At 38.8% G+C, this 15,117-nt stretch carries 12 protein-coding genes and 1 tRNA gene; 4 read left to right on the top strand and 9 right to left on the bottom strand.

Going from position 1 to position 15,117, the window contains the following annotated elements; all coding sequences use genetic code 11:
- Window positions 1-3: 3 nt before the first annotated feature.
- On the bottom strand, window positions 4-720 hold the full coding sequence (locus BQ2683_RS07685) for a phosphatase (RefSeq protein WP_069988419.1): 717 nt from the start codon (window positions 718-720) through the stop codon (window positions 4-6).
- 112 nt (window positions 721-832) lie between these two features.
- A complete protein-coding gene (gene hprK, locus BQ2683_RS07680) occupies window positions 833-1,795 on the bottom strand; it encodes an HPr(Ser) kinase/phosphatase (RefSeq protein WP_069988418.1) in 963 nt (320 codons plus the stop codon).
- Between the two features lie 360 nt (window positions 1,796-2,155).
- Here hprK and BQ2683_RS07675 point away from each other — a divergent pair, with 360 nt between their 5' ends.
- On the top strand, window positions 2,156-3,352 hold the full coding sequence (locus tag BQ2683_RS07675; protein WP_069988417.1) for a glycosyltransferase: 1,197 nt from the start codon (window positions 2,156-2,158) through the stop codon (window positions 3,350-3,352).
- Window positions 3,353-3,760: 408 nt separating this feature from the next.
- Here the strand turns inward: BQ2683_RS07675 and BQ2683_RS07670 are convergent, their stop codons facing one another.
- On the bottom strand, window positions 3,761-4,045 hold the full coding sequence (locus tag BQ2683_RS07670) for a hypothetical protein (RefSeq protein ID WP_069988416.1): 285 nt from the start codon (window positions 4,043-4,045) through the stop codon (window positions 3,761-3,763).
- Between the two features lie 295 nt (window positions 4,046-4,340).
- Between BQ2683_RS07670 and BQ2683_RS07665 the strand changes: the two genes are divergently transcribed.
- Window positions 4,341-4,427 (top strand) — tRNA-Leu (locus BQ2683_RS07665).
- A gap of 297 nt (window positions 4,428-4,724) precedes the next feature.
- Window positions 4,725-5,300: a YdeI/OmpD-associated family protein gene (locus tag BQ2683_RS07660; RefSeq protein WP_069988415.1), complete on the top strand. Its 576-nt coding sequence runs from the start codon at window positions 4,725-4,727 to the stop codon at window positions 5,298-5,300.
- Window positions 5,301-6,674: 1,374 nt separating this feature from the next.
- Here the strand turns inward: BQ2683_RS07660 and BQ2683_RS13905 are convergent.
- From BQ2683_RS13905 to BQ2683_RS07625, 6 genes are all read right to left on the bottom strand, one after another.
- The gene (locus tag BQ2683_RS13905; RefSeq protein ID WP_083256418.1) at window positions 6,675-6,980 is read right to left on the bottom strand and encodes a response regulator; all 306 of its coding nucleotides are present in this window, start codon (window positions 6,978-6,980) and stop codon (window positions 6,675-6,677) included.
- 57 nt (window positions 6,981-7,037) lie between these two features.
- Window positions 7,038-8,054, bottom strand: coding sequence for a sensor histidine kinase (locus tag BQ2683_RS07645; RefSeq protein ID WP_069988413.1), 1,017 nt, complete (start codon window positions 8,052-8,054; stop codon window positions 7,038-7,040).
- Between the two features lie 2 nt (window positions 8,055-8,056).
- Window positions 8,057-8,722, bottom strand: a complete 666-nt coding sequence (locus BQ2683_RS07640; protein ID WP_069988412.1) for a response regulator transcription factor — start codon at window positions 8,720-8,722, stop codon at window positions 8,057-8,059.
- Between the two features lie 82 nt (window positions 8,723-8,804).
- Window positions 8,805-11,366 carry an ABC transporter permease gene (locus tag BQ2683_RS07635; protein WP_069988411.1) on the bottom strand — a complete coding sequence of 854 codons (2,562 nt, stop codon included), beginning with the start codon at window positions 11,364-11,366 and terminating at the stop codon, window positions 8,805-8,807.
- Entirely contained in the window at window positions 11,356-12,042 is a 687-nt protein-coding gene (locus BQ2683_RS07630; protein WP_069988410.1) for an ABC transporter ATP-binding protein, read from the bottom strand. The genes BQ2683_RS07635 and BQ2683_RS07630 overlap by 11 nt, the downstream gene beginning before the upstream one ends.
- An 88-nt stretch (window positions 12,043-12,130) precedes the next feature.
- Window positions 12,131-12,658: a PadR family transcriptional regulator gene (locus BQ2683_RS07625; RefSeq protein ID WP_069988409.1), complete on the bottom strand. Its 528-nt coding sequence runs from the start codon at window positions 12,656-12,658 to the stop codon at window positions 12,131-12,133.
- 118 nt (window positions 12,659-12,776) lie between these two features.
- Here BQ2683_RS07625 and BQ2683_RS07620 point away from each other — a divergent pair, with 118 nt between their 5' ends.
- The gene (locus tag BQ2683_RS07620) at window positions 12,777-14,135 is read left to right on the top strand and encodes an MATE family efflux transporter (RefSeq protein WP_069988408.1); all 1,359 of its coding nucleotides are present in this window, start codon (window positions 12,777-12,779) and stop codon (window positions 14,133-14,135) included.
- Window positions 14,136-15,117: the final 982 nt, after the last annotated feature.

Genomic DNA, 15,117 nt, shown 5'->3' with positions numbered 1-15,117 from the left:
TTACTATTTTATGTTTCTTCTCTTTTTAATATGTTCCATCAACCGGTCATAATCCGCATTTAGCACCAGGTTTTCTGGAAAATCAATCTCTTCCAACATTGCCAAGCTATTTGGGTAATGTCCAATACAAGGGGCAAAATGGCAATCCGAGTTTACCGCAACTTTTACCTCATATTTTTTACAAAGCCGCGCAATTTCGGTACAATTTTTTTCACAGCCTTTTCTTACCACAAAAGAGGCTTCATTGATCTCCACCACTTTATCATACTCTTTATAATATTTTACTACTTTTTCGTAATCATATTGGAACCCCAGCTGACCACTATGTCCAATCATATCCACCAAAGGGTTTTTCGCCGCCGCAATATACGCTTTTGTATGCTGTTCTTCTGTACCAGGCCAGCAAGCAGACGCATGGAATGACGCAATCGTCCAATCAAGGTTTTTTAAATAGGTTTCTGGTACATCCAAACTGCCGGTAAAGCCCATAATATTGGCTTCGACCCCTGTCAACACCCGTACCCCTTCTACTACTTCCGGTATTGCTTGCATATTCAACAAGTGTACCAATTCAGGTGCATCTGGGACACCAGGACCATGGTCAGTTAACGCAATTGCCTGATGCCCTGCCAATTTGGAATAGTGGATATTTTCTAACAACGTACTGTATGCATGGTCTGATGCAATGGTATGTGTATGCAAATCTGCAATAATTTTCATAACTGCCTCCTAACAAATACAAACCATTTCTAATTCACTTTTCTCTGTCAATTCCATAATAAGGCTACCAAATCCCCGCTGCTGTGCAGTGGGGACCTGTTGTGCCACTCTGTTAGTATAAATCCCAGTTTTCTATTTTTTCCCGTTCCTCGTCATCCGTTAGTCCTAATTTTTCCATCAATTCAGTAGCAGCGTTGTACCCCATTTTTTTCTGACGGTTGTTCATTGCGGCTACTTCTAAAATAACGGCCAAGTTACGGCCTGGTTTTACTGGAATCGTGTACTGTGGAACTTTTACATCCATAATCTCTGCATATTCCACATCCATTCCCGTGCGGTCATAAAATTTATTGGAATCCCAAGGTTCCAGTTTAATGACAAGGTCAATTTTTTCTGTAATTTTAATAGCACCCATTCCAAACAACCGGCGGGCGTTTACAATGCCGATACCACGTAACTCCATAAAATGGCGGATATTTGCTGGAGAGGACCCTACCAGGGTACGGCTGGATACTTTGCGGATTTCTACTGCGTCATCCGCAATCAAACGGTGTCCACGTTTAATCAGTTCCATAGCGGTCTCGCTTTTACCAACGCCACTTTCCCCTAGAATAAGCATACCTTCGCCGTACACCTCAACTAACACTCCGTGGCGGGTAATCCTTGGCCCCAGTTCCACGCTCAAAAAAGAAATTAACGCGGACATAAAGGCTGATGTTTTTTCGTGAGTCCTTAAAAGAGGGATACCGGTGTCCTGTGCCGCCTTAATCATCTCAGGGAAAATTTCTAGATTACTGGTTACAATTAGCACAGGTATCTTTTTGGAAAACATCAAACTTAAACGCTCCTGGCGCAGTGCTGGATCCAAATCTTCCAAATAAGCGTATTCCATATTTCCGATAATCTGGATTCTAGTAGGCTCAAAATTTTTATAAAAGCCGGATAAATGAAGTCCCGGACGGTTTACCTCAGTGGATGAAATTTCGATTTCTTCTGCTTTGCCATGCAAACAAATTGGTTCCAGATTAAATTCTTTAATCAATTTTGATAATTTAACTGTAAAAGTTGTAGACATGCCATTCCCTCCTATCTTTTTCCGTGATGAATCTATTTGTAAATTTATTATACTATAAAACCATCCTGTTTTCAACAGAAACAATGGATGGTAACGGTTACAATTTGTAAAATAATTACGAAGGTAACTTAAAATCTACGTAAAATAAAAGTTTTTTTCGGATAGGCTTCCTTTAAAAACATAAATTGAACTGTTATTTTTAAGGTTTTTGTAAGATTTATGAAATTTACAAATGGAATATTTATGATATAATAAACTAGAACAAAAAATTATGAATGAATTTTAGGATTTATGGAATGCAATAGTTGATTTCGTTTTGGCTAAACGAAAAATAAGATTCCGCAAAAAGAGGAGATAACTATGAGAATAGCCTTGTTTACAGAAACCTATGTACCGTATATCAATGGGGTTGTAACCCATGTAAAAATATTACGGGAAGGCCTGATAAAATTAGGGCATGAAGTTTTGGTGGTATGTGCAAACCCAGATACCAACCGTTATTTTATTAAGGATGGGGTATTAAACTGCCCTGGTGTAAGTTTTAAAAAGTTTTATGATTATGGTTTGGCTTCCCCAATCAGCCCGCTACGATATAAGTATATTAAGGAATTTAATCCTGATATTATCCATATCCACAATGAGTTTGGCGTAGGATATTCCGGAGCAAGCTGTGCGAAATTTTTAAATGTACCATTGGTTTATACATTGCATACCATGTATGATGATTATTTGTATTATATCGCACCAAAACCATTGATTCCGCTGGCCAAAAAAACAACCCATGTTTATGAAAAATCCCTAGTTGCCCGAGCTACAGCCATTACGGGGCCTTCCAAAAAAGTATCCGAATATTTTAAGAGTATTGGTATTACTGACCGTACAGTACATGTGATTCCAAACCCTGTTGAAATTGATGCTTTTACCCCCGATGCAGCTACAGAAGAACAGAAAAAACAGATTCGTGAACGCCATGGTGTAAAAGATGATGAAATTATGGTTTGTTTTTGTGGACGATTGGGGAAAGAAAAAAGTGTTGATGTACTGTTAAATTACTGGGCAGAAACCGTAAAGCCAGATGAAAAGTTTAAGCTGCTTATTATTGGGGAAGGCCCAGTAAAAGAAGAACTGGAACAACAGGCAAAAGAACTGGGAATCGATAATATGGTTTCCTTTACCGGTGCGATTCAACACAATGACCTTCCTCCTTATTATGCTGCCTGTGACCTATACATCACAACTTCCCTATCCGATACCAACTCAATTTCCATGCTGGAAGGGATGGCTGCTGAGCTGCCTGTGCTCCATATTGCAGATGAGTTAAACAAAGGTCAAGTAGTAAACGGCGTCAACGGATATATCTTCCATAACGCAATGGAAATGCATCAGCTATTATTGAAATACCGGGATATGCCAACAGAAGAACGGCAAGCGTTAAAACATGCCGCCAGGGAATCAGTAGCAAAATCCGGTGCTGAAACATTGGCAAAAAATCTGTTGGAAGTATATCGGATTGCGTTGGAAACCAAAAAACTGGAAGATGCCCAAAAGGTACAATAATTTTTATGAAGTAGTGGCATACCTATTGGAAAATAAATCCTATTATCTTAGCTATTAATAGTCCACAATCATATCTTACCCCATATATGATTCCATAAAATCTATCTTTCCATTAAAAATCTATGATATAAAAATAACCTCCTATTTTATCGGAGGTTATTTTTATATCAATTTTAATTATCACATTACCAGGTTTGCGAATGGAAAATTAAATTTGTCTTGCATTTTCTTTAAAGCTACTGCATTCTTTAGAAAATCCATCATATATTGTTAGAAATAATACAGTACTATCCTTAAAAATCACTTTCCAATTATTAACGAATAGGCTTAAATAATGAAAAGGGCTTTTATAGAATAAAATCTATAGAAGCCCTTTTTGTTGTTTTCTAATTTATTGATTATACTATATTATTTTGCAGATTCTCCCAAACGTTCCAATATTTCTTCATAAGATTCCCTTTGGTCACATGCGCCACAACACATTCCATAACATCTGGATACCGTTTCCCCAGGTGCTACCAAACATAAGTTTGGTTTGTTATTTTTACGCTCTTCTGGCTTTTCAACTTTATCTGAAATAATGGTACCTTTTAAAAATTCTTTACATTCTTGTTCTGTCCCTTCCATTACAACGACAGAGGTATTTCCGATTACTTGATAATGGTTTGTTTGATTGGTATACTCTTTTTTCATAAGAACTACTCCTTTCATTGTGCTAATCTATGTTAACATTTATTAATATGGTAAATTTATAATTTCTTTATTCTTATCATACCATAACTATAGGGATTTCGTCAATTAAAAATCTCTATTCTAAAATAAAAATGATCCTTAAATTTTCATATTTCCTCATAAAAATAATTTTTTTCATTTTTTTTGATTTTTCTATTGACAAAATGAGATCTGTCCTGTATAATAATAACTCGTAATCCACCTGAACATTGAAGCTAAACAAAGTTATTTTTCAATGTAAGTTACAATTCAATATGCCGGAATGATGGAATTGGCAGACGTGCTGGACTCAAAATCCAGTCTTGGCAACAAGGTGCGGGTTCAAGTCCCGCTTCCGGCACCATGATGGAGTGACAAAAAAGATGTCACTCCATTTTTTTCAGTATTCATGCGGGTTTGTGGGCTTTTGGAAGTGAAATCCGAAAAACGGTTTTACCATAGATGTCCAAACAGCAAACCGCAGTAAAATCCGTCACAGCGGGGCTTCCGCCTGATTTTTCAGGCCGGAGGTCCCGCATCCCTGTTTACTTTCGGACTAATAGACCCCAACTTCGTCGATTTCACTATATAATGATGGAAGTATAAAAATATGGTAAAATAAAACTTAACAATAAAACTAGAAGTTTCAGAGGTAAAACAAATGCAATTTAAAAATCTATTGAATGCTCAAAATCGTGATGAGTTACGCCAATGGCTATTGACAAATCATGATAAAGAGAATGAATGTTGGGTAGTTGTAAAGCGTGGGCGCCCTGTTAACGATGAAACATTTTGGTATATAGACGCAGTTGAAGAAGCAATGTGCTTTGGCTGGATTGACAGTACAACAAAGAAAATGGATAACGGAATAACAGCACAAAGATTAGCTCCTCGAAGGAAGGGAAGTCTATGGTCTGAATTGAACAAAGAACGCTGCCGTAGAATGGAACGATTAGGACGAATGACAGATGCTGGTCGTGCTGTGTTGCCGGATATGAGTGAGAAGGGATTTGTGATTGATAAAGATATTTTGAGCGCACTACAAGCTAACGCAGAAGTTTGGTCGAATTTCCAAAGTTTTCCTCCACTTTATCAACGTGTGAGAATTGATACAATTCAAATTAAGAAAAAGCAACCAGAACTGTTTCAGAGCCGCTTACAAAAGCTGTTAGATAAAACAAAGGCAGGAGTTATGTATGGCGAATGGAATGATAATGGACGATTGCTTATGGAATGACAAGATTTCGGTTTATCAGGCCGTTCGTGTAGAGAAGCACCTCCCTTCGTTAAAGTGACAGAGGGAGGTTGTTTATTGTTCAAATCACTCCACAGGGTAAAAGGAAGATCCTGCTTTTTTACATTTCACCACCTTTCCCTACCTATCCATGTTTAGAAATTTCCAGCAGAAAGATAGATAAACTGACGAAACCGAGTATCTTGACCATTTCAAGCTTTCAAGATACAAGGAGGTAAGTATACTCTTTTTTAGAATCTCTCCGGCTAGCAGGCTGGGAAAGTTTCTCGCTCTCCCCCTAAATTACTTACCTGGCTGGGAAAGAACAAGATTCTCTCCAGAAACCTTACTGGAAAGACGATTTGAAAAATCAAATAGGCAGCGGATATTTCACCACCCGGAATTATAAAGCCAACAGAGGAAAAAAGATTAAAAAGACCGATAGGATCGCTTGCTGTTTCATAATAATCCTCCTCGCTCTTTCTCAACGATGGCTACTAAATAAGTTCTGAACTTTATGAAGAAATCGAGTGAAAAGCTTATTTATATGCTCCTTGTTATATACTAATATAGCATCCATTACCGAAAAAGAGTAGAATAATGACCCAACCCCCAAGGCAATAAACGGCAGAAAAAAAGGGAGTGCCGTTTTTTAGGCACACTATAAAACTCAATCGAAATAAAGAATATTATTCCGTTTAATAGTACTACAGAGACCCCCCTATTATGATACCAATGTACTTTTTCCTTAGAAAACTGTAGCGCTTTTTTAAGTCATCCAAATAATTGTGGTCAAGCATTAGTGCATTTTGTTTAAGTGCCTTATATTCATAATCGTGATCTGACAAACAGGTAACTAAAATAATCCCAAGTCCTATCACAACACATATTGCACAAAAAATCAGACCGACGACCGTATTTTTACCGAAAAGAAAAAGCGGAACAGATTATTATGCCAATACCAATCGCTATTCTGCGGGAAAAATTTTTCTCGTGTAAAATTCACGATTCGGCTTTTTTACGGCTTACATAATACCCATCTGTTGATTGTGTATCAGTTGATTCGCTATCCTTTAAAGATAGTCAATGGAAACTTCAAAAATATTACTAAGTATCATTAACTTTTCTATTTCAGGAAAACCTTGATTATTTTCCTATTTGCTAATCGCCTGACAAGTGGTGTTAACCTTCTCTTCCAATGCCTCTTGTGACAAACCTCTTTCTTTTCTCAGCTTAAATAGTTTTTCACCAAATGCCATAGAGGGTACCTCCTTCTGTTTGAATTCTAATAATATTATATCAAAACAGAACTTTTTAATCTATCACTCTGAAAATGCACTTTGTCAACTACGGGTTGCGCTCTTGTTTTTCATAGGGTTAGCCTGTATTTAGTTGCTTTGTTATTTTCTCAATCAACACATTTGAATTTTTCGCCTCAATTGGGATGCCGTATTCATTTGCTTTATTGCAAACGAATAGCCTCAAAGCATTTGTGAGAAGCATAACCTCCATGTCGGGATAATTTTGATGAACATAGTTATACAGTTCAAAACCATTTCCATCTGGCATATTCAAATCCGAACCTACAAGCTCCGCTTGATCTATTTCGAGAAATTGTTTTGCAGACTGTAAACTATCTGTTTCCGCAACAGAAAAACCATTTTTTGGAAAAATTTCGCTAATAGCTGCCGAATAAAAGAGTCATCATCGACAAGCAAAATTGTTTTCATTTTCTCGCCTCTAATCTTTTTTTAGGAATAGGGAAAAGATGCTGCCATTTTCATTAGATATTACTTTGATATACCCGTTCTGCTTATTCACAATATCACGGGTAAGATAGAGACCGATCCCTACGCCGTCAACTCCCGCCGACTGCTTTCCACGGTAAAACCTACCGAAGATCTTTGCCTGTTCTTCTTCGGGAATCCCAATTCCGTTGTCGGATATATCCAGCCGCAGATAGGATGGGTATTCGATAATTTTTAAACCCACAACACCACCGTTTGGGGTGTATTTCACAGCGTTGTCAAGCACGTTGGTAATGGCTTCTGCCGTCCAGTTAAAATCGAGCAGGGCTTCAAAGGTCTGTTCGCAGTCAAAGGTAATGGTGATGTTTTTTCCCCTTGCCTTGGCATAAACCGTTTTTACCGCCTGCAAAACAATATCGTTCAGGCTGTTTCGTTCGGGTTTTAGACGGATAATGCCACTTTCCAAACGGGACATTTTAATCAGGCTGTTTGTCAAAAAAGTCAGCTTTTCCAGGGATATTTGCAAAGTAGCAATATATTCGTTTCGCTCCTCGTCGGATAATCCTGTATCACCGAGCAGCTGCGCAAAGGTGTTAGCCGCCGCTACCGGCGTTTTGATTTGGTGGGAAATATCAGAAATCAAAGTCTTAATATGCTCTTTTTCCTGCGCCAGCATTTGATTCTGCGCTCTTAAAATATTGCGGAGCTTTAGAAGCTGGTGCTGCAGCCGTGCGGTCAGGGTGTCCTCAGCTTCTGAAAAAACCGTCCGTTCCTGCTGCTCCACCAAAGCCTCAATGAGCAGTGTGATCTCTTCCAAGAGGTTATCGTTATAACGGTTGTGCAGAAAGTCCAGCAGGAACAGCAGACCGCATAAAAGCACAAAGGCAGAAACAACAAACAGCATACGGAGAAGGCTGTCCTCCATAAAAAAGAACATACCGATAGATATCACTGCTGTGGCAGTACCTGTCATTAAAATCAGTTTTCTGTAAATTCCAAAATGCTTCATCGTCATTCTCCAAAGGTATAGCCCATACCAAAAACCGTCACAATATATTCCTGCTTTTCGTCGCTCAGTTTCTGCCGGAGCCGCTTAATATTCACACGCACCGTATTGTCATCCACAAAGTTCCCGTCTATATCCCAAAGCTGTTCCAAAAGCATGGCCTTTGTAACAACTCTGCCCCTGTTTTCTATCAGATAAAGGAGCAGTTTATATTCCGTTGAGGTCAGGTGTATTTCCTGCCCCTTCATCAAAACAAGGCACTTTTCCTTATCTACTTCTAAATCCCGGTATCGGATGCGGGCAGCTCCTCCGCCGGTCCGTTTTAAGACCGCCAGCACCTTTTTTCGCAAAACCTCAATGGGAAAAGGTTTGGAAATATAGTCGTCACAGCCCACCGAAAAGCCGGAAAGCATATCTTCCTCAGTGTCGTTGGCGGTCAGGAACAAAACAGGTGTTTCGGAGGTTTCACGGATTTTTTCACAAAGGGCAAGGCCGCTGCCGTCGGGCAGGTTAATATCCAGAAGGAACAAATCAAACTTTTGCTTTTGGTATTGCTGCAAGGCCTCCAGATAACCATAGACCGCTGTGACCGTATGATCGTCCTTTTTTAAGGCAATCGAAATTCCCTTGCTCAAAATTTTGTCGTCTTCAAGGAGAAAAATATTTGCCATAGCCGCAGAACACACCACCTTCCTCAATATACAGAGTTGCGGGAACAGACGCAGCAGCGCTGCGTCCGTCCCGCAAACTCACTTAGTTTTCAAAATTGTGCAGCCGCTCAATGACCGTTTCATCTGAAGTCGCCTTGTAAACAATGGCAGGAACGCTCAGGCAGATCACAAAGATTGCTGCGATCAAACCGATGACAAGTGCAACAGGGTACTCAAATACCGCATAGTTTGCTATGTGGGGAACGGCGTCCGCCACCAACATTAGGAAAGTATTTCCAAAAGTCATAATCAACAACGTAGAGATGAGAGCGTAAATACCGCCTTCCAAGGTCAATATCTTTCTAATCTGCTTTTTCGTTGTACCAATGCTTTCCATAATAGCAAATTCATTTTTTCTTGCTACTACGCCGGTCAGCATCACATTAACAAAGTTAATCAAGCCAATGATAATGAGCAGAATTGCTGCACCGTTTCCTAACAGATTGACAGAATAGAACGTCTGATTAAATAGTTCTTTCTGGTTAACAGCAGATTTCATCTGCCACTCCGATGTGGTCAAGGTACTGTTGATTGCCTGTAATTCGCTGTCAATTTGTTCCAAGTCATTGAAATTCTTAATATCCACGCCGATTGCGGAAATGATCGGTTCTGTCGTCAGGCGTTCCATACCCGCTTCGCTGACGAAGATGATATTCGGCACAATATGAATGTCTTTTCGTCTGCCAATACTATCGGAAAGATTATTCCCATAATCGTCATAGTAAAAAGCTCCGTCGATTTTGAAATCGGTTGCCTTGCCGTCTGTACTGTCGGCGGTCAGCGTCAGTGTTTTACCCACTAAAGCGGTATTGGGCGCATTATATTCAGTATCCATTCCTGTAATTGCAGTATCGCCACGCTTGAATGCCTCAATGTTAATGGGTGTATCCGGATGTTTGGCGTTGTATTCTTCCAGTGCTTTATCATCGTCAAACGTTGTAATATAGCAGCCATAGTCACCGGCATCAGCATACCCCTTTAGTATCTCTATCATCTGTTCATAGGACTGCCCTTTGGATTTATATTTGCTGTCCTCATATTTAATTTTCATAAAATTTTCTAAAGTGGCTTCGTCAAAGTCAATGCCCGCCCAGACGGTTTTTTGAACATCCACATGTTCAATCCCTTTGACTTGCTTGATCTGTTCCACAAAGTGTTCATCAAACTGTGGTACTTCTTTATTGGGCTGTTCGGGCTGTTCAAACTGGATATCGTTGTATTCAAAGTGATAGTCCATATATTCTTTAATAAAGTTTTCGGCATTCATACTTCCGATGACTCCGTTGACACCTAAGATCATTGTAATACCCATAAACAGGGACATAAACACAAGAATAGCACGCTTTTTGTCACGGAATACATTGTGGAACGCCATCACGTGCAGCTTACCTCCATTGGTGGAATTTCTGCTTTTCGTTTTCTTCGGCGCGAAGTTCTGAAATTTTAGCGCTTCCACAGGGGAAATTTTCGCCGCCGCTTTTGCCGGTGCGTTGCAGGCAATCCAAACCGTTACCGCCGAAAAGAGGATAGACAGAATATAAATCGACGGGTGGAAGAACATCTCGGCCTCCATCATCGATTTGCCCTGTTCAAAGCCCTCATTCAAGACAAGAGGAACAATGCCAAAGGAAACGGCGGTAGCTAACAAAATGCCAATGGGAATACCGATACAGGCAAACTTAACCGCCTGACTTTTCACCAGCGATTTGATCTGCGCCTGTGTTGTACCCAGCGTTTTCATCAAACCATAAAAACGGGTATCCTTTGAAATGGAGATATATAGGATATTGTAAATGAGCAGATAACCGCTGCCAATGATGAAGAATACCAAGAGGATCACCATTGCGATAACTGAACCGCTTGATGATTTCATTGAAGCCGAACCGCTAAAAGACTGGTTTTCGTTTAACTCCACATCTTTTTGAATCCGCATAAAATCGTCGGGCATTTTCTTCAGCGATAAAGAGAGAACGCCGTCCTGTGCCATTGTATAGCCTGCGTTTTTACAATAGCTTTGTGAAACAAAGCCCATTCCCGTGCCTGCATAGGAATGGAACCAGCCACTCAGCATGAAAGTCCTTTCCTGCTGACCGTTTTTATCATAGTAGGACAAGGGGATTTCCATATTCAGCTTCGGGTCTGTAATGCCAAGCTGTGAAAGAGCGTCCTCCGATAGCATGATTTCATTTTCGCTTGCGGGGTATTTGCCCTCCAAATCCTTAATGGCTTCCTGATAGTGTTTTTCCCATTCAGTGGTGTCGTAATACTGGAGTGCAATGGAAAGCTCTCGTCCCTCGTCATTCTTCTCGGCAACCGATCCGACTATATACTGCGTACCAATGGTTTTGACATAATCTAAGTTTCTAATCTGCTGTTCCTGCTCCGCCGTCGGCATCGCAAGGGACACATTTGCGGTTGTACCGGCCGTTCGTACCTGCATTAACTTCATATTTTCCATATAGTTAATGCCTAAACTAAACACTGTGGTGATCATAAAGGTGGTGAGGACGATTGCAAATACCGCAAACAGGTTACGGGTGCGGTTTGCTTTCATCATGCCTTTTTCCACCCGCTTGACCGCACTTTTATTCCGGTTAGCGTGCATACTTCACACCTCCCAAAATAACCTTGCCGTCCTCAATGCGGATTGTGCGGTCTGCCATTTGAGCGATTTCTTCATTGTGAGTAATCATAATGGTGGTCTGATGAAATTGTCTGCTGATGGATTGCATTAGCAGAATCACGTCCATACTGGTTTTAGAGTCCAGATTTCCAGTAGGCTCGTCAGCAAGGATAATAGCGGGCTTTGTTGCAAGTGCACGGGCAATCGCCACTCTTTGCTGCTGACCGCCGGAGAGATTGTTCGGCATATTTTTGAGCTTTCGCTCCAAGCCGAGAGTGTGGATAATTTCTTTTACAAAATCCGTATCGGTCTTGCCACCGTCGATCTCAATGGGGTACACGATGTTCTCATACACATTGAGGACTGGGAGCAGATTGTAGTTCTGAAAAACAAAGCCGATGTTTCTGCGGCGGAAAATGGTTAGTTCCTCGTCCTTCATTTTCAAAAGCTCCTTGCCCCGAATCGTGACGCTACCGGAAGTAGGACGGTCTAACCCGCCGATCATATTCAGCAGGGTGGATTTACCGCTGCCCGATGTACCGATAACGGCAACAAACTCGCCTTCTTCTACAGAGATAGACACTCCGTCCAAAGCGTGGACTTCGCTTTCTCCATTGCCATATATCTTGCATAAATCTTTTGTTTCAAGAATTGCCATAACTAAAACCTCCAAGTTCTTTTTATGATTTTAGTATAGCGTCCACTTCTTACAATCTCATTACAATGCAACAGAAATCCGCCGTTTTTTATTCTAAAGTTTTTTTCACAGATTCCAACCACTCCTCAATGGCCTGTGCCAAAACATATTGCTGTTGTAGAACAGCCCTACCCGTTACTGGAATATCTGTATCGTTTTCTTTCAGATTAATATTATTTTCCAGATATATTTTTAATTGTTTTACACTATTATCAATGTTTTTCAAACACTTTTTTCGACTTTCCAGCGGTATATTTTCTAAATTGACAATAACCGCATTAAAGTCAAGAAAAATATGAACCGGTTTACAAGAAAGTTCGTCCATTAGTTTTTCAAATTGTTGTTCTCCTTTTTCAGTTAACGAATACACTGCCTTTTCCGGCATCTTTCCCTCTTTCTCAATCCGACTTATAATATACCCCTTTTTCTCCAATTGAATTACTTTTTTATAAATGGATGGTGTACTAATCTTTACCCATTTTGAAATGTTTCGGTATTCTACCAATTTTTGAAGGTCATATGCACCTAAAGGTTGTTTTTTCAATATTCCCAACACAATCAAATCAATAGTTGCCATATTGTTTCCTCCTTTACTATCTTGACAAGTACTATAAATTATAGTATAATACCGCTTGTATTTCAAGTACTATATTTTATAGTACTATAATTTATTTATGAAATGAAAGGAGAACACTATGGACAATCAAAACAAAAAATTGGAGTTATTAGGAAACGCTCCAATTCCAAAAGCCCTTTTAGCTATGGGTATTCCAACAATGATTGGTATGCTCATTAACGCTTTATACAATCTTGTTGACGCCTATTTTGTAGGCGGATTAGGAGAAAGTCAAATGGCTGCCATCTCGGTTGTATATCCACTCGGTCAAATAGTTGTGGGTTTAGGATTACTTTTTGGTAATGGAGCAGCATCTTACATTTCCCGATTGTTAGGACAACAAAACAAGGAGCAGGCGAATAAAGTGGCAAGCACTGCACTATATAGCAGCCTTATTGTAGGTGCAATTATGATCGTTTTCTCAATCATCTTTTTAAACCCCATCCTAAGACTTTTAGGTGCAACAGAAAGTGTCCTTCCTCATGCAGCTACCTATGCTGGTATTTACATTGTTTCCTGCATTTTTAGTGTTTTTAATGTCACAATGAACAATATCGTGACAAGTGAAGGAGCGGCAAAAACTACAATGTGTGCCTTGTTGTTAGGTGCAGCCCTCAATATCGGTTTAGATCCATTATTCATATACACTTTTAATTTTGGTGTTATGGGAGCTGCTATTGCAACAGCAATTTCACAGATGGTATCTACTCTTGTGTATCTACTCTATATATTCAGACAGAAAAGTACTTTTCAATTCAAAATAAAGGACTATACCTTTTCTAAAGAGATTCTATCTGAAATTTTCAAAATCGGCGTTCCGACGCTTGTGTTTCAGCTATTGACAAGTATTTCTATTTCTCTAATAAACAATGTCGCAGGCAATTACAGCGATGCAGCCATAGCAGGAATGGGTGTTGTTACTCGTCTTATATCTATGGGCAGTTTAACAGTATTTTGTTTTATCAAAGGCTTTCAACCGATTGCAGGTTACAGTTATGGGGCGAAAAAATTTGATCGTCTGCATACTGCAATCAAAATCTCCATCTTATGGTCAACCATTTTCTGTATAATCGTAGGTTTATTTTTCAGTCTGTTTTCTACAATTATCGTTTCACAGTTTACAATTGGAAACGTAGAAATGATTAACATAGGAGCTTCCTCTTTAAGAATAAACGGTATTACATTTATGCTGTTTGGATTCTATACGGTATATTCGTCTTTGTTCCTTGCCCTTGGAAAAGGAAAAGAGGGGTTTATTCTTGGAGCTTGCCGACAAGGCATCTGTTTCATCCCTGTTATCCTAATTTTACCACTTGCATGGGGATTAAACGGTATTTTGTATGCACAACCGATTGCCGATATACTTTCTGCCCTTATCACAGTAGTGATGGCAATTCCATTACATAAAAATTTAAGTGTTAAGCGAAAAAACCTATGATCTTCCCCAAAATGGATTGTGATGTAAAAACAAAAAGACCCTATTCTAAACCCGGAATTCTCATTTTTTACTTTTATGGATGGATATCTTTTTTTGTCAACACTTTTCAGACTGAGTCTAAATGTAATTTGCGTTTGGACTCTTTTGTTTTGTTTGAATGAAGATACACACATTGGTAGCGACATCTTTTTTGTAGCATGAATCCAGATACAATTTGTGTCTGGATTTTTTTATATAGAAAAATAATTATATTCCTATACATGATTCTAAATCATAAAATAACATATAAACCTTGCTTTATGTTTTGTTTTTTACATTTTATTACTGTTCTATCTAATTAGATCAGCTTGATATTTTTATTGTAAGTCTATTTTAGATTTGTAGATTTTTTGTTATTTTAGTTTTAATTTGTTATAAGCTGAAAACTCTTTAAACATAGATTATATTGTTATTAGTAAACGGATAACATACAAACGAGAAAAACTAGGTTTAAAACAACGTGATGTCTGCGAAATAGCAGATATCAATGATAAAAATTGAAAATACTATTGAAAAAGCTAGTTTATCTGTTTTCAATTTTAGATTATCTTATAAATAGACTACAAGGCGAAAAAACAATTTAATCTGTTGATGATTTATATTCTCAAATGATACAACGTTCCGAAGAGCAGCTCTACTTTATTAAAATGTAAGTATCAGTACTATTAAAAAAACAGGAACTTAATTAGCATCATATTAAATACAGAAGAAATTAGAAAATATTTTGATCAGAGAGAAATTTTAAAACTTTCAAAAATAGCACTATGTTAACTTATCTATCTTTTTTCGTCCTTTTCAGCTTGCTTAAAGCTCTCCCTTAGAATTATTCCATGACGCTTTTTCCATATCCAAAGACATCATATGTAAACACGACATCTATTCAATCGATGCCATGTATTTTTGCATAGGTTCTCAAATATATTGCTTTAACTTTATGAATCGG

It is taken from the genome of Massilioclostridium coli, from assembly GCF_900095865.1.
Classification (GTDB): Bacteria; Bacillota; Clostridia; order Oscillospirales; family Ruminococcaceae; genus Massilioclostridium; species Massilioclostridium facile.
This window is presented reverse-complemented; position numbering and strand designations above follow the sequence as displayed.